At 57.4% G+C, this 15,849-nt stretch carries 17 protein-coding genes; 3 read left to right on the top strand and 14 right to left on the bottom strand.

From position 1 onward, the window contains the following. Window positions 1–6: 6 nt before the first annotated feature. Genes fliJ through fliF form a run of 5 tightly spaced genes read right to left on the bottom strand, consistent with a single transcriptional unit; the run spans window position 7 to window position 5,336 of the window. Window positions 7–456: a flagellar export protein FliJ gene (gene fliJ / locus CR155_RS19510; protein ID WP_102071715.1), complete on the bottom strand. Its 450-nt coding sequence runs from the start codon at window positions 454–456 to the stop codon at window positions 7–9. Beyond that, complete coding sequence (gene fliI / locus CR155_RS19515; protein WP_102071716.1) at window positions 449–1,921, bottom strand: flagellar protein export ATPase FliI; 1,473 nt, start codon at window positions 1,919–1,921, stop codon at window positions 449–451. Before fliI ends, fliJ begins: the two co-directional genes overlap by 8 nt. Further along, window positions 1,921–2,661, bottom strand: coding sequence for a flagellar assembly protein FliH (fliH, locus tag CR155_RS19520; protein WP_158238306.1), 741 nt, complete (start codon window positions 2,659–2,661; stop codon window positions 1,921–1,923). The genes fliI and fliH overlap by 1 nt, the downstream gene beginning before the upstream one ends. Continuing rightward, complete coding sequence (gene fliG, locus CR155_RS19525) at window positions 2,654–3,655, bottom strand: flagellar motor switch protein FliG (protein ID WP_102071718.1); 1,002 nt, start codon at window positions 3,653–3,655, stop codon at window positions 2,654–2,656. Before fliG ends, fliH begins: the two co-directional genes overlap by 8 nt. Continuing rightward, window positions 3,642–5,336: a flagellar basal-body MS-ring/collar protein FliF gene (gene fliF, locus CR155_RS19530; RefSeq protein WP_102071719.1), complete on the bottom strand. Its 1,695-nt coding sequence runs from the start codon at window positions 5,334–5,336 to the stop codon at window positions 3,642–3,644. Before fliF ends, fliG begins: the two co-directional genes overlap by 14 nt. 369 nt (window positions 5,337–5,705) lie before the next feature. On the opposite strand from fliF, the gene fliE reads away from it, so the two are divergent. Then, window positions 5,706–6,038: a flagellar hook-basal body complex protein FliE gene (fliE, locus tag CR155_RS19535; RefSeq protein ID WP_102071720.1), complete on the top strand. Its 333-nt coding sequence runs from the start codon at window positions 5,706–5,708 to the stop codon at window positions 6,036–6,038. A gap of 416 nt (window positions 6,039–6,454) precedes the next feature. Here fliE and CR155_RS19540 read toward each other — a convergent pair whose 3' ends face one another. The 6 genes from CR155_RS19540 to CR155_RS19565 form a co-directional block, all read right to left on the bottom strand. After that, window positions 6,455–6,778, bottom strand: coding sequence for an EscU/YscU/HrcU family type III secretion system export apparatus switch protein (locus tag CR155_RS19540; RefSeq protein ID WP_102071721.1), 324 nt, complete (start codon window positions 6,776–6,778; stop codon window positions 6,455–6,457). Further along, window positions 6,775–8,124, bottom strand: coding sequence for a flagellar hook-length control protein FliK (gene fliK, locus CR155_RS19545; protein WP_102071722.1), 1,350 nt, complete (start codon window positions 8,122–8,124; stop codon window positions 6,775–6,777). The genes CR155_RS19540 and fliK overlap by 4 nt, the downstream gene beginning before the upstream one ends. A gap of 3 nt (window positions 8,125–8,127) precedes the next feature. Next, entirely contained in the window at window positions 8,128–8,466 is a 339-nt protein-coding gene (locus CR155_RS19550; protein WP_102071723.1) for a flagellar protein FliT, read from the bottom strand. A 112-nt stretch (window positions 8,467–8,578) separates the two neighbouring features. Beyond that, a complete protein-coding gene (gene fliS, locus CR155_RS19555; RefSeq protein ID WP_102071724.1) occupies window positions 8,579–9,013 on the bottom strand; it encodes a flagellar export chaperone FliS in 435 nt (144 codons plus the stop codon). A 3-nt stretch (window positions 9,014–9,016) separates the two neighbouring features. Next, a complete protein-coding gene (fliD, locus tag CR155_RS19560; protein ID WP_102071725.1) occupies window positions 9,017–10,426 on the bottom strand; it encodes a flagellar filament capping protein FliD in 1,410 nt (469 codons plus the stop codon). A gap of 116 nt (window positions 10,427–10,542) precedes the next feature. After that, the gene (locus CR155_RS19565) at window positions 10,543–10,941 is read right to left on the bottom strand and encodes a flagellar protein FlaG (RefSeq protein WP_102071726.1); all 399 of its coding nucleotides are present in this window, start codon (window positions 10,939–10,941) and stop codon (window positions 10,543–10,545) included. Between the two features lie 227 nt (window positions 10,942–11,168). Here CR155_RS19565 and CR155_RS19570 point away from each other — a divergent pair, with 227 nt between their 5' ends. Together CR155_RS19570 and CR155_RS19575 are read left to right on the top strand one after the other, a co-directional pair. Beyond that, window positions 11,169–11,936 carry an RNA polymerase sigma factor FliA gene (locus tag CR155_RS19570; RefSeq protein WP_102071727.1) on the top strand — a complete coding sequence of 256 codons (768 nt, stop codon included), beginning with the start codon at window positions 11,169–11,171 and terminating at the stop codon, window positions 11,934–11,936. Window positions 11,937–12,031: 95 nt separating this feature from the next. Next, entirely contained in the window at window positions 12,032–12,445 is a 414-nt protein-coding gene (locus CR155_RS19575) for a hemerythrin domain-containing protein (protein WP_102071728.1), read from the top strand. 27 nt (window positions 12,446–12,472) lie between these two features. Here CR155_RS19575 and CR155_RS19580 read toward each other — a convergent pair whose 3' ends face one another. The 3 genes from CR155_RS19580 to CR155_RS19590 form a co-directional block, all read right to left on the bottom strand. Next, a complete protein-coding gene (locus tag CR155_RS19580; RefSeq protein WP_102071729.1) occupies window positions 12,473–13,756 on the bottom strand; it encodes a DUF445 domain-containing protein in 1,284 nt (427 codons plus the stop codon). Then, window positions 13,757–14,158, bottom strand: a complete 402-nt coding sequence (locus tag CR155_RS19585; protein ID WP_102071730.1) for a GNAT family N-acetyltransferase — start codon at window positions 14,156–14,158, stop codon at window positions 13,757–13,759. It lies immediately after the preceding gene. Between the two features lie 316 nt (window positions 14,159–14,474). Beyond that, window positions 14,475–15,701, bottom strand: a complete 1,227-nt coding sequence (locus CR155_RS19590; RefSeq protein ID WP_439650468.1) for a FliC/FljB family flagellin — start codon at window positions 15,699–15,701, stop codon at window positions 14,475–14,477. Between the last annotated feature and the right edge of the window lie 148 nt (window positions 15,702–15,849).

Here is a 15,849-nt window from a genome sequence, read left to right on the forward strand (position 1 = left end):
CCCTGGTTAATAGGAATGGTGTGCCCGGCGGAACTGGTTGGCAGACAGTTCATCGCTGGCCAGTTGTTCGCTGCGGTTGGCGCGCACCAACTGCTGACGCGACTGGCGCGACTGTAACGCTTCGAACGAGCTGAGACGGCGTTTCTGGGCATACCACTGCTGGCGGCCTTGCTCGATCCGGACGTCCATTTGTCCAACGATGCTATTTTGCTGTGAAATGGCCTCATCCAAAGTGGCGATGAACTGCCTAAAGTTATGGTAGTTCGAGGCTGACAAGCCGGTTTCAGTGGCTTTTTGCAGCCGTTGCGCATAGTCCAGGCGATAGTCATGCAACATCGACAATTGCGATTCGGCCTTATTGCGCTCGGTGGTCAGAAGCTGCAGCTGCTTGCCGGCCTCGTTCGCGGTGTCTTTGGCAAGGTCTATCAAGACGTTCAACGATGCGGTACTAGCCATGGTTTACTCCTCGTTGCTGGACGCCGTGGCCCAGCAATGTTTCCAATTCACTGGTTGCGGCATCGTAGTCGACCCGCATTTCTATGCCTTGCTGCAGATAACTTTCCAGCCAGGGGTATTTTTCGATCGCTTCGTCGATTTGTGGATCGTTGCCGGGCGTATAGGCGCCCACGGCGATCAAGTCGTGGTTGCGTTGGTAGCGCGAGAGCATCTTCTTGAATTTGTGCACCAGGGCGAACTGCTCTTTGGGAACGATGGCCGACATCACCCGGGAAATCGACGCTTCGATATCAATGGCTGGATAGTGGCCTGATTCGGCCAGGCTGCGCGACAATACGACGTGCCCGTCCAGAATGGCCCGGGCCGAATCGGCAATTGGATCTTGTTGATCATCGCCTTCGGTCAATACGGTGTAGAAGGCGGTAATCGAGCCTGCAGGCCGATCGCCCAGGGGCGCGCCGTTGCCGGCACGCTCAACCAGGGCCGGCAGCTTGGCGAACACCGAAGGCGGATACCCCTTGGTCGCTGGCGGCTCGCCGATGGCCAGCGCTATTTCGCGTTGCGCCATGGCATAGCGCGTCAGTGAATCCATGATCAGCAGCACGTGCTGACCCTGATCCCGGAAGTACTCGGCCAGCTTGGTCGCGTAGACCGCACCCTGCAGGCGCAATAAGGGCGAAACATCAGCCGGCGCGGCGACGACCACCGAACGTTTAAGGCCTTCAGCGCCCAGATTGTGTTCGATGAATTCCTTGACTTCGCGGCCTCGTTCACCGATCAGGCCCACGACAATGACGTCGGCCTTGGTATAACGGGCCATCATGCCCAGCAGCACGCTTTTTCCCACGCCTGACCCGGCGAACAGGCCCATGCGCTGACCACGGCCTACCGTCAGCAATCCATTGATTGCCCGCACGCCGACGTCAAGCACTGTGTCTACGGGCGCTCGCGTCAGGGGGTTGATGATCTGGGCATTCAACGGGGCCGAGCCGACGTTGGTCAGGGCGCCAAGATCGTCCAGCGGTCGGCCAGCTCCGTCCAGAACGCGTCCCAGCAGCGCCTCGCCGACGGGCAGGTGCCGCGACAGGATGGACGGCGCACTGTACGTGTCGATTGCTGTCAAGGGCAGTGGAATGCGGCTCTGGACACCGGGTTCGATGGGGACGACACGGGCGCCTGGCGGCAAGCCCGATGTATCGCTTTGCGGCATCAGGTACAAGGTATCGCCATGAAACCCGACCACCTCGGCGTCCGCCCAGTAATCCTGTCCCGGTGAAATCTCTATCTTGCAAGCGGCACCGACAGCCAGGCGCAGTCCCGTTGCTTCGAGCACCAGGCCGGTGGCCCGCGTGATGCGCCCGCTGACGTGCCAGGACTCCGTTGCCGCGACCCGCCGTGACCCGGTTTCGAGCTGGGCCAGCCAGCGATCGGTCGTCGTGGACAGCAGGTCGGTGCTCTTGGGCATCAGACTTTTTTCGCCGCAGTGAAGGTCTGTCCGAGCGCCGAGGTAACGCGTTCCCAGCGGGTTTGCAGGGTGGCGTCAATGTTGCCCAGCACGGTCTGTGCCAGGCAACCGCCGCGCTCGATACTTGCATCGGCCACCAAGCGCCAGTGGCTGACGCCAATATCATGCTGCAGATACTGGTCCACCAGGTCAAGATCGTCGGGGTGGATGCGCAGCTTCAGTATGGCTTCCTTGCTCGTGTCCAGATGAGTGATATCACGAACCAGATCCAGTATTTTTTCCGGCTGCGCATCCAGGGTGCTGCGCAATACCTGTTCGGCGATGCGTATGGACAGAGCGATAAGCGCCTGGCCCATTTCCTCGTCCACGGTGGCAAGTGCGAGGGCAGAGGCATTGGCCAGCTCATGCAGTTGGGCTATCTCTTGTTGCGCGCGCTCCCGTCCGGATGCCAGGCCCGCCTCGAAACCGGCGGCATAGCCTTCTTCGTGTCCGGCTTTGCCGCCCTCTTCCTTTCCCGCAAGCAGGCCTTGCGTATGGCCGGTGGCATAACCTTCCGCGTGGCCGGCAAGTTCGGCGGCATCACGCAGGCGCTGCACTTCAGCGTGGATATCCGCGAGCCTGGGTATGGGTTGTTGCGGCACAGTTGGCTGGGCCGCTGCCGCCGGGGCATCGAACGACGACATCTCCCAGCGTTTCCACGTTTCGGCTTCCTGATAGCGGCCTACGCGTTTGTCAGACATATTCATCGTTTCCGAGGCTGCCCAGCGTGAACTGGCCCGCTTCGGCCAGCTTGCGGGCGACCTGCACGATGTTTTTCTGTTCTTCTTCCACCTTGGACATGCGCACCGGACCTTGTGCATCCAGGTCGTCGCGCAACATCTCCGCAGCCCGGTTGGACATGTTTCTGAAGAATTTCTCGCGCAGTTCCTCCGGCGCGCCCTTCAGGGCAATTGTCAGGGACGTCGTGTCGATTTCTTTCATGATCAGCTGGATGGCCGTGTCTTCGATGTCAGCCAGATTCTCGAAGACGAACATCTCGTCGACGATACGTTGCGCCAGGTCGGCGTCCAGCTCGCGCAGGCTGGCCACGACGGCATCTTCTTCCTGCGAATTCATGTAATTCAGTATCTCGGCGGCCGTGCGTACGCCGCCCATTTTGCTGCGTTTGGCGCCTTGTCCGGACAGCATGTTGTTCAGGACATCGGTCAACTCATGGAGGGCCGAGGGCTGCACGCCGCCGAAGGTGGCGATGCGCAGCATGACGTCGTTGCGCAGTCGTTCCGTCAGCAGCGCCAGGACGCCCGACGCGCGGTCGCGTTCCAGGTGGACCAGGATCGTCGCGATGATCTGTGGGTGCTCGTCGGCGATGAGCTCGGCCACGGCAGCCGCATCCAGCCAGTTCAGCGCGTCTATGCCGTTGGAGTTGTCACCGGCTTCCAGGATGTCTTCGATCAGGCCGGCCGCGCGGTCATTGCCCAGGGCCTTGTTGAGCACCGAACGTATATAGTCGTCCGAGCCCAGGGTAACCGCCATGAACTGATCGGCCTCCTGGCGAAACTCTTCCAGCACGCCGTCCACGTCGGCGCGCGTCACCTGTTTCAAGTTCGCCATGGCGGACCCGACTAGCTGGACTTCGCGGGCGGTCAGATACTTGAATACTTCCGCAGCGGCGTCCTCGCCCAGCGACATCATCAGGATCGCGCAGCGGTCCAGGTTGGGATCAACGGTTGCCATTTTTTTCCATCCATGAACGCAACACCATCGCGACGGCGCGCGGATCTTTCTCGGCCATGGTACGGGCCGTATTCATATTGTCTTCGTAACGGCTGATTTCGTTGGCGCGGCGTTCGGCCGCCGCCATCTGTTCCAGATTGCTCGCATTCTCCGCCAGTTCAGCGTCGCTTACGACTTTCTCCGCCGCTGCCGTCTCCATCATTGGCTTGACAAATTTGCGCCATACGAACAGCACCAGCAACGCAATCAGCAAGTATTTGGCAAGCTGCAGCGCGAAATCCAGATAGACCGGGTTTTCCCAGATCGGCAGCGCAGGTGGGGTTTCATCGCTGAATGCCGTGTTTACAACGCTTAATGTGTCGCCGCGTTCGGGCGAGTATCCCATTGCTTGCTTGACCAGGTCATTGAGCTTCTGCAATTCCGCCTCGGGCAAGGCCTCGGGTTTACCGTCGATATTACGGTAATTGACGACAACCGCCACCGATAGGCGTTGCAGCTTGCCCATGGGATCTTTGACGTGGCTGATTGTGCGGTCGACTTCGTAGTTGATGGTCGCGTCATTGCGAGCGTTGCCCGTACCGTTCAACAGCGTGCTGTTGGGAGTCAGGTTGGTGACCGTGTCATTGCCTGCGGCGCCATTGGGCGCGTTGGGGTTGGCGGCATTTGGATCAGCAGGATTCCCTTGCGGCGCATTGGCCTGGGGTGTGATGATGGGAGCCGTGGCATTGGCAGGCGGCTGGTTCGTCAACGCGCCCGGCACGCCTTCCGGCGGCAATACATTATTCTGCACGGATGAGCTGGTTTGCTCGCTGCGAACGGCGCCTTCGCCTGGCTTTTGATTGGGGCGATAGACTTCCGACGTTTTCTCGCGCTGCGCGAAGTCCATGTCGGCTGTGACCTGCGCCCGAACATTGCCGGGGCCCACCAAAGGATTCAGCAAGGTCAGTATGCGCTGAACGGTACGCGATTCTATGTCGTTGACCAGGTTGCGACGGCTGCTGTCGACACCGGCTTCACCCGTAGGAAAGGTCAGCAATCGACCGTTCTGATCCACGACCGACACTTTGTCAGCGGTCAGGTTGGGAACGCTGGATGAAACCAGCCAGGTGATCGCGGCAACCTGGGCGTCGCTCAAACTGCGGCCAGGGTACAGCGTCAACAGTACCGATGCGGTAGGCGATTGGCGATCGCGCACGAACAGCGATTCGCGCGGTATGGCCAGGTGCAGACGGGCCTCTTGCACCGCGTGCAAGGCCTGGATGGAACTGACGATTTCTCCTTCCAGGGCGCGCTGGTAATTGATCTGTTCGGTGAACTGGCTGGCACCGAAGCGGGTTTGATCCATTAGCTCGAAGCCAGTTTCTCCGCTGCGCGGCAAGCCTTGCTGGGCAAGTTGCAGACGCGCTTCATGCACCTTATTGGCGGGCACCAGTATGGCGTTGCCGTTGGGTCCAAGCTGGTAGGGCACGTTCAATTGCGTGAGCGCGGCAACAATGGCTCCGCCATCGCGGTCTTGCAGGTTCGAGAACAAGACTTTGTAGTCGGGCTCGCGGCTCCAGAGCAGCAGCACGGCAATGACGGCGACAACGGCGGCGGCAGCGCCCAGCTGGATGGGCTTGGACCAGGTTCCTATTTTTGCAAGAGCCGGGTAGCGGGCCAAAAAAGCAGCCGTTTGGCTCATTGATGACCTCTGTCGCTGTGATGGTTGGGGCCAAGCAGGAACGTCGAGCTGGGAGTTGGCAAGGTGGACATGCGGCAAGACAAATATAAGGAGTTTGAATTATTGCGCGGTTCGGCGCAGAGGCAAGCGTCGAAGAATGCCGCTTTTGGGTGTTATTTAGCTCTTATGAATCGTATGAAATGACCGATGCCAGTCCTGTATGGTTTGCCCGCCCTGCAATCCGCGGTGACGAGACTATAGCTGTTGATGTCATGGTTGGTAATGCTGGAAAAGCAGGGTGATTTGCCCTTAGATGCAGGGGTTGCCGTAGCGGATAGTTGGGTACATTGTGCAGGCGTGAAAGTTTCGCGCTTTTGGACTCTAGATAAAATGGCTATACAAAATATATCGGCAATCGAGAACATGCTGTCGCAGATGCGGGCGGTTGCACAGGCGGCGTCGGCGGGCCCGGTGCGTACGCCGAACATGGTGCCGGATTCGGGCGGCTTCGCTGCAGAGCTGGCGCGTTCCTTGGGGCGCGTAGCGGAAATGCAGAACAGTTCTGCAGCGCAGACGCGCGCATTCCAGGCCGGGGATGCGGACGTGTCGCTGAACAATGTGATGATTGATATGCAGAAGGCAGGGATAGCGTTCCAGGCGACGGTGCAGGTGCGCAACCGGCTGGTGGCGGCTTATCAGGAAATTGCCAGCATGGCGGTTTAACGACTGACTTTTTGAAAAGTCGACGCCTCGATTAGTAAGCGTGGCAGCGGCGCTTGTATGGTGCGCCATACTATTTCTTCTGCCAGCGCTGCCGGTCGGTATGGACACTGCTCAATATCGCTGCGACCCCGTGCTTCGCCGGGGCAAACCCGCATTCCACCTGGATCGGGGCGGGCGCGAACTCACAAAAACGGGCAGCTTAGGCTGCCAGTTTTTGTTCAGACATGCGCGCCCTTGTCTCCCCGATCCAGGCGGAATGCGGGGCGCGCTCAAATTTCGCTGTGCCCATACCGACCGGCAGCGCCTAGTGTAGAGATTTGTTGGGCGACTGTCGGGCGGGATCGCAGCACCCAGCTAAGCTGAGCGATGGGTGGCGAAGTACGCGGCACATTTGCGTCTTCGCTCGACCCGGCCTTTTATCGTGCGGCTTCAGTATCCTGCTGCATCAATAGTTCTTGCCCCTTACCACCTTCCAATCCGTATAGCCATGCAAGCAGTTCAGCGATGGCGACGTAAAGCTGGGGGGGGATGTGGGCGTCCAGGTCTATTTGCATGAGCAGGCCTACAAGCTCGGGCGACTGGTGGACGTAAAGATTGTTTTCCTTGGCAGTGCGGATGATAGTTTCGGCGAGGGTGCCGTAGCCTTTGGCGACGACGCGTGGAGCGGCGTCTTGCTTGTCGTAGGTGATGGCGACGGCGACAGGGCGGACGTCGTCTTGAGGACTTGTTCCGACGCTCATGGCTGGGTGCTTCCGTGGACGATGCTTGCGGCAGCATCCCAGGCGTTGTCGGCGACGGCGATCTGGCTGAGTTGCATGCCGATGGCGGAGTAGCGCTCGCGCAGGGCTTCGACGTGCTCTTTCAGCAGCGTGGATGATTCGGGTGCGATGAGTTGCATGACGACTTGTTGCCCGGCCAGCGTCAGCCTGGCCTGGACGTTGCCAAGCGTCGGCAACTGGATGTTGATGCGGGTGGCCCAGTGTTCAGTCTCAGGCGATAGAAGGGTGTCGTCGCGTGACGGTTCGCGGCGGTTGATTTCCCATTCCATGGGCGCGTCGGGCCATGCCTCGCCGCGCCACGCGAAGGTCTGGTTCGCCAATACTTCCAGTTGCTGACGGACGATTTGATGGGTTTGGGGGTCAAGGCCGGGTACGGGAACAGGCGTGCTGGTATTGGGCGATCCGGCGGATGTAGTGGTGTTCCCAGCCGTAGGGCTTGGGAGCGCTTCGCCACGGTGACCTTGAGCAGTCGCGAGTGTGTCGGCGGTTGCAGCAGAAAATGGAGCCGAAGTGTTTCCGCCGCTTGTTGGAGCAGCGTTGGCCGGGCTGCTGCCGGGTGCCGGGCCTTGCCCGCCGCGTGCGACCTGGGCTTGCGGCTCTTGCCTCAGCTGGGTGAGGCTATGCTTGCCGTAGGCCAGGTTGTTCAAATGCGATTCGTAGAAGATGCCGCTGCTTTGAAGTGCTTGCGCCAAGGCTTGAGCCAATTGGGCGGGGACGGACGCCGCAGACGGATTCGTCGCCGTGGCAGCTGTTGCTGACGCCGCCGCCGCAGTCGGCGCATTTATATTCTGACTGCGGACTGCAGTGGCTGCACCATCCACCCTTGCAGTATGACCCGATGTCGCGTTCATGCCAGCGGCAGCGCTGGGCAGGGCAGAGCGCGGGTTGGTAATCAGCAAGGGGGCTTTGCCTTGTACGGCGGCCGGCTGGTCCGGATGGTTGGCCAGCAAAGCCAGGATGGTTCGGGCCGCATGGCCTAGGCTTGTGGGCGCCGATTTTGTGGTACTGGTATTCGGGGCGCTGCGCGCAGCCAGTATTTCGGCGGCAAGGGCGTCGAGCTTGGCGCGATTGATTGCTTGGCGGGTTTGCTGTTCGGTCTGGGCGGTAGCCCGGTCCACGCCGTCCCGAGTTTGCCGGTGCAGTTCATTCTGGGCCGCATCGGGCCGTTCTGCGCTGCCGGGTTGGGTTACCGCGTCGGGGCGCGCGCCGGTAACCAGGTTGGCCTGCTGCGACAGCGTGGTGCCAAGCACCGAATCCAGCCGATGCACCAGCAGGGTGCCCAGGGCCGATGGGCCGCCTATGCTCATGGTTTATGCAGCGTTGCTGGAGTAGGCGTGCAACACGGTTTGTTGACGGCGCATATTGCTCAGCAGCATGCTTAGCCGGCCGAGTTCAGGTGCGGCCAGCATGCGGATATTGGCGTCGTCTTCCAGTATTCGGGTCAGTAGGTCCCTGCGCATTTCCCGGTCTTCGTCGCTGAGCGGTGCAATGCTGCGCAGCGATTCAACGGCATCCTGGTATTGTTCACCCAAGGCGACCACTTGGTCCCAGTTGTCGGAGCGAGCCTCAGCCAGCATGCGGCTGGAGATGCCGGCAATGATCTCGTATTGGCGCAAGATGGTATTGGTAACGCTGGTAGGTGAAGTCATGAGGGTGTTCGACGGGGTAGCGGTTGTAAAGTGAGCGGGTCTGCTGATGGGCCAGACTGATGTATTAAAGGCCTAAATACTATGGATACAAAGTGGACAAACAGCCTAATCCTTATCCAGCAATGGCTTCCGTGGGCAGTGGATCGACCGCCTCACGCCAGGCGCTTGCTATGTCGACCAACATGCGTTCAGCCAGTGCAAGCTTGTCAAGGTCGTTGTTCAGGTTGGCCAGAAGCAAATTTCGTATGATCAGCTCGTACGTGGCAATAAGATTATTGGCCAGCTCGCCCCCGGTGGTTTTGTCCACGCTGGCTTTCAGGCCGGAGTCCACAATATCGATAGCCTTGGAGAGGCTCATGCCTCGGCCCTCGATATTGCCGTTTTCCATATAGAGCCGGGCCTTTAATATTGCCGCCTGCGCACCATTGAACAACAGGGTGATCAGTCGTTCAGGACTGGCGCTGAACACCTCGGTTTGCAATCCGACTTGGGCATAGGCCTGAATCGAATGCTGTCGACGGGGGCCGCGGGCGGGAGAGAGGCTCATGACTTAATCTTTCTTGTTGGTTGCCAGGGCGGCCAGCTGTGTCGTCAGGTAACTGCTAAGTGAATTCATCTGCGCAACCATGGTGTCCAGGGCGGTGAACTGTTTTTTATACAGCGACATCTTGGTTTCGATCCGGTCCGACGTCGTTTCGTACTGGTCTTCCAAGTTCTTCAGCATCGCGGTGACGCCGTCTTGCGCTGTACTGATGGACCCGCCAGTCTTGATGAACTCGTTCGCAACCTTGGTCATCTGCGCGCTGATGCCGTTCTCTCCGGCGAACATGCCTTGTACGCCGGCAAGATTGTCTTTCAGGGCGGCGGCGAGCTTGGTTGAGTCGACCGTAAGGGTGCCGTCGGTAATGTTGGTGGTGATGCCAAGTTGGGAAAGCGAACCTATACCACCAGAACCGCCCGCCACGTTCAACGCATCACGGACTTGCGTCTGCACGCGCCGCGCCAGGCTGTCGCCGGTCAAGGCGCTGCCTTCGTTATTGTCGACGTTGTAGGACGTGAGCGCCCGGATAGTCGTCTGCAGGGCGTTGAAGGCGGTGACGAAAGCCGTGACGGCCTTGGTTGTTACGGAGTCGTCCCGTGTTACGACCAGCGCTCCAGCTTCCGCTGTCTTTTTCGACAGCGTAAGCGTTACGCCTTCGATGGCGTTTTCAATGGTATTGCTTTGACTTGTGACGTCGATGCCATTGATGGTCAATGTTGCATTCTTGGCTGCCGTCTCGGTCAGGTTGCCGATATTGGTATCAACATCGGGAAAGGCCGGGTCGCGGGCAACCTTGGTGAAGCCGATGACCGCTTGTAACCCGGCATCAGCGGTTTCGATTTTGGTGATGGAGGCGGTTTCGCCAGTGCTATTGGCCGTTAACAGAAGGCGATGCGGAGTTCCAGAGCCATCGTTAACCAAGGTGGCGCTCAGTCCCAGCTTGGAATCGCTATTGATTGCCTTAACCAGGCCATCCAGCGAGGTGTCCGCCTGGTTGAGCGTCAGTGTCTGGGTTTTGCCGTTGACGGTGATTTGTATGTCGATTGCGCCGGTCCCGCTGGCCAGCGCAGTCGTGCGATCTGCCAGCCCGGCACTTGTCAGCGTTTGCGAAGTTGCCAGCTGGTTAACCTGAACGCTGTACTGCCCGGCAATTGCCTTGCTGGAAGATGTCGCGGTAAATCCGTCGCCCGTGACGCTGGTCTTGAGTGCGCCGAACGTTTCAGCCTTGCCCAGGGCCGCCGCAGCGGTGTTGAGCATTTCGATGGCGCCTTTCACCGTGCCATAGGCAGAGAGACGATTTTGAGCCGTCTTTGCTTTGGTATTGATTGCGGCCAATGCGGTATTTTCAGCTGCCCGCAAATCGGTAAGCAGCGCGTCGAGATCCAGGCCGGAACCCACGCCAACGGATGAAATGCCCATAATAAACTCCCTGTGCCGATATTGTGCGGCCGGTTAATGCGATTCAATGCTTGCGATAGCGGTAAGATGCTGAGGCTTTTCAAACGTTTGCCCAGGCACCTGCAGATTTTTTGCCACTACGCCTTGGTATTCACGGCCATGCCCTGTAACTGCACAATTGTCTTGGCTACCCGTATGACGGCCTCGCTTGGTACGGTGCGCAACACTTCACCTGTTGCATTGTCGATAATAGATACCACGACGCGATGCAGCTCCGGGTCGACGTTGAACTTCAACCCTGTGGACCATGCTTTCATCGTGTCGTTGATTTGTTCAAGCGCCATATCCAGCGTGGTCGGATTTTCACCCTGTTGCTGCTCGGAATTGGCCGCGGTACTGGCGCTGCCGCTACTCATGCTCTTTTCGACGGCGGTAACTTGAATGGCAGGTTCGGGTATGGACACCGGCCGCTGAAGATCGATTGCAGCCGGCAGATAGGGCTGGTTTCCGGCATTTGTGCTTATCGGGTTGACCATTGAAATGGATGCTCCAGGTATCATTACTGGTTGTTTGTTGCGCCTGCGACCGCTCGCGTCAACGCCTCGCGCTTTATACTGGTTTATAACGGCACACAGGACAAAATCTTTATAGCGACAAGGCTTTAATGAGATGAATAAGCAAGCAAAAGCCTAATTGATCTGAACAACGTCTCCTCGTTGAACCGGCCACAATAGGTACTCTTTGTTTGGCTTACTGATTCCGAATGCCTTGTTCCGAAGACATCCTTGTCGGGCAATACGCTCCTTTGGTGCGTCGTCTTGCCTTGCAGCTTGTTGCCAAGCTGCCTGCCAGCGTGGAACTCGACGATTTGATGCAGGCCGGCATGATGGGCCTGCTGGATGCTGTGCGGCGCTATCAGCAAACGGCCGAAGCGCAGTTCGAAACGTATGCCATTACCCGCATACGGGGTGCCATGCTGGACGAACTACGTAGCCAGGACTGGCTACCGCGCAGCGTGCGCAGCAAGACCAAAAGCATAGAACAGGCTATTCAGCGTACTAACCACCGATTGCTGCGCCCAGCCACAGAAGCGGAAATTGCCGATGAACTGGAAATGCCGCTGTCGGAGTACCAGGAGTTGCTGGAAGACGCCCGGGGTGTACAAATCATTCACTATGAAGACCTGTCGCGCAATGGCGACGAGTCCTCGCATCCGTTGGACCGGGCGCATCTTCCGGCGGAGACTGAGGGAAAGGGGCAGTGGGGCAATCCCTTGAATCAGCTGGTATCGCAAGGTTTGCGTAATGCCCTGATTGACGCCATCAAGGACTTGCCTGAACGAGAACAGTTACTGCTGTCTTTGCAGTTCGAGCAAGACCTGAACCAAAAAGAGATCGCTGCGGTGATGGGTATTACCGAGGGCAGGGTGTCGCAACTTCGGTCGCAGGCGGTCGCGCGCATTCGCGCCGCGCTGTCGAAAGATAGCTGGCAGGAGAATGCGAATTTGGGTGAGTTTCAGGCGTTGCTTTGAAGCGTGGCGATGATGCGCAAAGGCGAGATTCCTGACATAAAGATGTATATAATAGATATCTTTACAAGCCGATACAACCGGAATCAGGATACCTTATGGACATCGATCGTTTCAAACACCAGCATGTAGAAATTCTTGACGGCATTGCAAAACTGCGCAGCTTTTCCCACGCAGGTGTGAAAGAGCACGCCCACGAAATTGCCCATGCCATCATCGCGCTGAGCACCGTCGTCAAATTGCATTTGGCCATTGAAGATCGCATCCTTTACCCCGCCCTGCAGAGCGGAAGCAATCCACAGCTTTCCGAGATGGGCAAGTCGTACCAAGAAGGCATGAAGGGTATCGCGTCCGGCTATATTGCCTTCTCGCGCCAGTGGAGTTCCGCAGCGACTATTGCGGCAAAAGCGGAACAATTCCGTAGCGAAGCCAATACGGTGCTGAAAACACTCTTTTCGCGCATGCAGAAGGAAAACAGCGAGTTTTATCCGGCGATCGAATCGATGGCGTAAATGCAGCGATGCCGGGGTCGGCAGTACTTAACCCGCCGTCATCCCAGCCAATACGCCCGGCAGCATGGAAAGCAGGTACAGGATCAACCCGACGCATCCACCCACGAACGTGCCGTTGATGCGTATGTATTGCAAATCCTTGCCTATATTCAATTCGATCTGCCGCGACATTTCGCGTGTATCCCAGCCCTTGACCGTATCGCTGATGTGGCGTGTTAGGAATTTGGCAAAGTCGGGCGCCATGCGTTGCGCAGCGTATTCCATGTGTGCGTTCAACGAGTCACGAAGGTTCTGGTCTTGCGCCACGGCCAGGCCTATCCATCGACCAGAGGCCGCCACCTTGGCATGCAACACGGATTCAGGCCGATCAAGGTCGGCCTTGAGCCATGTGCGCAAGCCGCCCCACAGTTGATTGATATAGGTATTGAGCGCCAGATCGCTCTTCAAGTAGAGCTTGATTCCCTCGGCCTTGCGCGCGGTATCCGGATCGTGCTTGAGGCGATCGATCAATTTGTACACATACTCGTCGAATTCCTTGCGCAGCGCATGCTTGTCATCAGCGACGATATCGTCAAGCACCGCATTCACCGTCTCGGAGATCAATTCGGCACCGTGCTCACCCAGCCACGCGGTCGGCAATAGCTTTTCCTTGCGCGGATGTTCCCGCTTGATCCACTGAATAATCTGCTGACAGATGAAATCGCGCGTCGCCGGCTTGTTCAACAATGCCGTCAATTGCGCAATGCTCTGGTCCAAAAGTTCCTGATGACGACCATCTTTGGTCAGGCCGTCCAAGATGGTCCCGGCGGATTGAGACAAGTCGATCTTGTCTATCGCGGCGTGGATGGCGTCCTTCATGAAGGCCTGTATCCGCACATCGTCGATGAAGTCCAGCACAGTACGCAATAAGCTTGCCACATGCACGCTCAGTCTTTCCGTGTTCTTGGCATCGCTCAGCCAGTCCGCGATCAACTGTGCGGGATCGTGCTTGCGAATAAGGCTGACGATGGAAGACGCATCCAGGAACTTCTCCTGGACGAATGCCGCAAGGTTATCGCCTATGCGGTCCTTGTTGCGCGGGATGATGGCCGTGTGCCTGGAAATGAACGGAATGGGAATGCGCCTGAACAGCGCCGCGACGGCGAACCAGTCCGCCAAGGCGCCCACCATGGCGGCCTCGGCCATCGCCTTGATGCCTAGCGTCCAGACGTTATGCGGCGCAAGCAGCATCCCCACAAACAACACAGCGGCCACCACCAACCAACCTACAGCGCGCCGCTTCGCGCGTCTTAACTCCGCTTCCTTATCCATTCATGCCAGAACAGTGTCGTCGTTGATCTGGACCATTTCATCGTTGCAGGAGCGCGCGCCCCGGCGCAGCAATCGTTCGTAAAAGCCGGGCGTCATGTCGGTAACGAAGACTTCGTAGCCATGCGCCTTGGCCGGAATGTAGATCGCACGAATAAGCTGCTTTCCCAGGCCTTGCCCTTTCATGATGCCTGGCGTGCTGATGCTGTTGATCAATACCTGCCTGGTTTCGGGAAGAATCTTGAGGCGCAGCAGCGTGGCCCACGTGAGTTCGCTATCGTCCTGCTGGCACTTAACTTCAATTCGGTTGGACTGGATGTCGAATTTGTGGTTTGTCAGTTTATCGAGATAGGGGTTCAGCAAGGGCTTTATGGCGTCCTGGATGTCTGTTACGAGTTCAGTCATGACGTATCTGTATCCTCATTCCCGGTTTTTTGATGTGTTGCGGTATGGAGCGTGCGATAGTACTGGTTCACGATAGAAACAAATGAGCGGCGCGTCAAGAGCAACATGATGCGCAAGGGTTTCCGCTGGGTGGATTAGTAATTTACACACATGGCTCAGCGACTGCGGGTACTGGATCGCGTCAGAATCGGCCGTCAGCAAGAAAAAACCGCCAAGACATAAAGCTAATGGCGGTTTGAACTGCAGCGATCATTGTCGGATAGCCATGGAGAAGCCTATATGCCGGCGACTCGCTCCTTGGCTATACCGCGTTGTATTAACCCAGCAGGGACAATACCGATTGTGGGACTTGGTTGGCTTGTGCCAGAACCGATGTACCAGCTTGTTGCAAGATCTGAGCACGTGTCATGTTCGAGACTTCAACAGCGTAGTCAGCGTCTTCGATGCGTGAACGTGCGGAAGACAAGTTTGTAACTGTATTGTTCAGGTTTGCAATTGTCGACTGGAAGCGGTTTTGAACAGCACCGAGTTCTCCACGGAGGGAATCAACTTGGGCGAGAGCTTTATCAAGAGTGGTTAGTGCATCTACGGTGCGTTCAGTTGTAACAACTAAGCCGGAAGCTGCCGCTGCTTTCGTTCCTGCTCCAGCGGAATCGAAAGACAAATCATAGTATTCTCCGTCGGCTTCTAAGGTCACATAGCTGCCAGTTGAAGCACCATTCTCGTCAAGTATGGCGTGGTAAGTTGTACCACCAGTAAGAGCGATTGAAGCGCGCCCGGATTGGATGTCGCCGCCATCTACATCTACGTCAGCTGCAAGCACTTCGCTGGCTGCGGTACTCGTATTCCAGCCCGTGACCGCCAGATCGCCACTCGTTACTGTTGTCGCCGTAGCTTCCCAATATTTATCATTGGCCTTCACGACGTAGCCTGAACCGTCTTTTTTGGCATATAGGCCGTCGGCGGCTTCTGGCGTGGCGTTAGCGTCGGCTGCAACTGTAACTGAAGTGAATGCCGCTCCGACGTTTCCAGTGGTAACGGCAGCGGTCAGTTCAGTCTTGTTCTGTACTTGAAAGCCTCCGAGTCCAAGCTTGTCGCTATTTATCTGTTTTAATCCGATAGTGATGGTCTCATTATCATTCGCGCCAACCTGGATTTTGAGATTGTTATCTTCGCTTGCCAAAACCCGTACACCATTGAATTGAGTTTGGCTCGAAACGCGGTCAATCTCGGACAAGCGCTGGTTGATTTCATCTTGAATCGATTTCAAGTCAGATGCGGAGTTCGAACCGTTGGCAGCTTGAACCGACAATTCGCGAACACGTTGCAAGTTGTTGTTGATTTCGTTCAACGAACCTTCAGTGGTTTGAGCAATCGAGATCCCGTCGTTAGCGTTACGGGTAGCTTGCGTCAGGCCTTTGATGTTGGCCGTGAAGCGGTTGGCGATAGCCTGACCAGCGGCATCGTCTTTGGCGCTGTTAATGCGCATGCCGGACGACAAGCGTTCAATGGCTGTGCCCAGAGAGGATTGGGATTTGCTCAAGTTGCCTTGTGCAATCAGGGAGTAAGCGATCCATGAAGCACAGGGTTTTCAGGCAGCAAGATCCATGGCAACCTGTTGGCTATCCACATTCCATGGGAGTAATGCCTCGATGTCTTCAACCGTTTTTGCCAGCGGCAACCGTTCCAGC

Origin of the sequence: Pollutimonas nitritireducens (assembly GCF_002849615.1) — a bacterium.
In the GTDB taxonomy this organism is placed as follows: Bacteria; Pseudomonadota; Gammaproteobacteria; order Burkholderiales; family Burkholderiaceae_B; genus Pollutimonas; species Pollutimonas nitritireducens.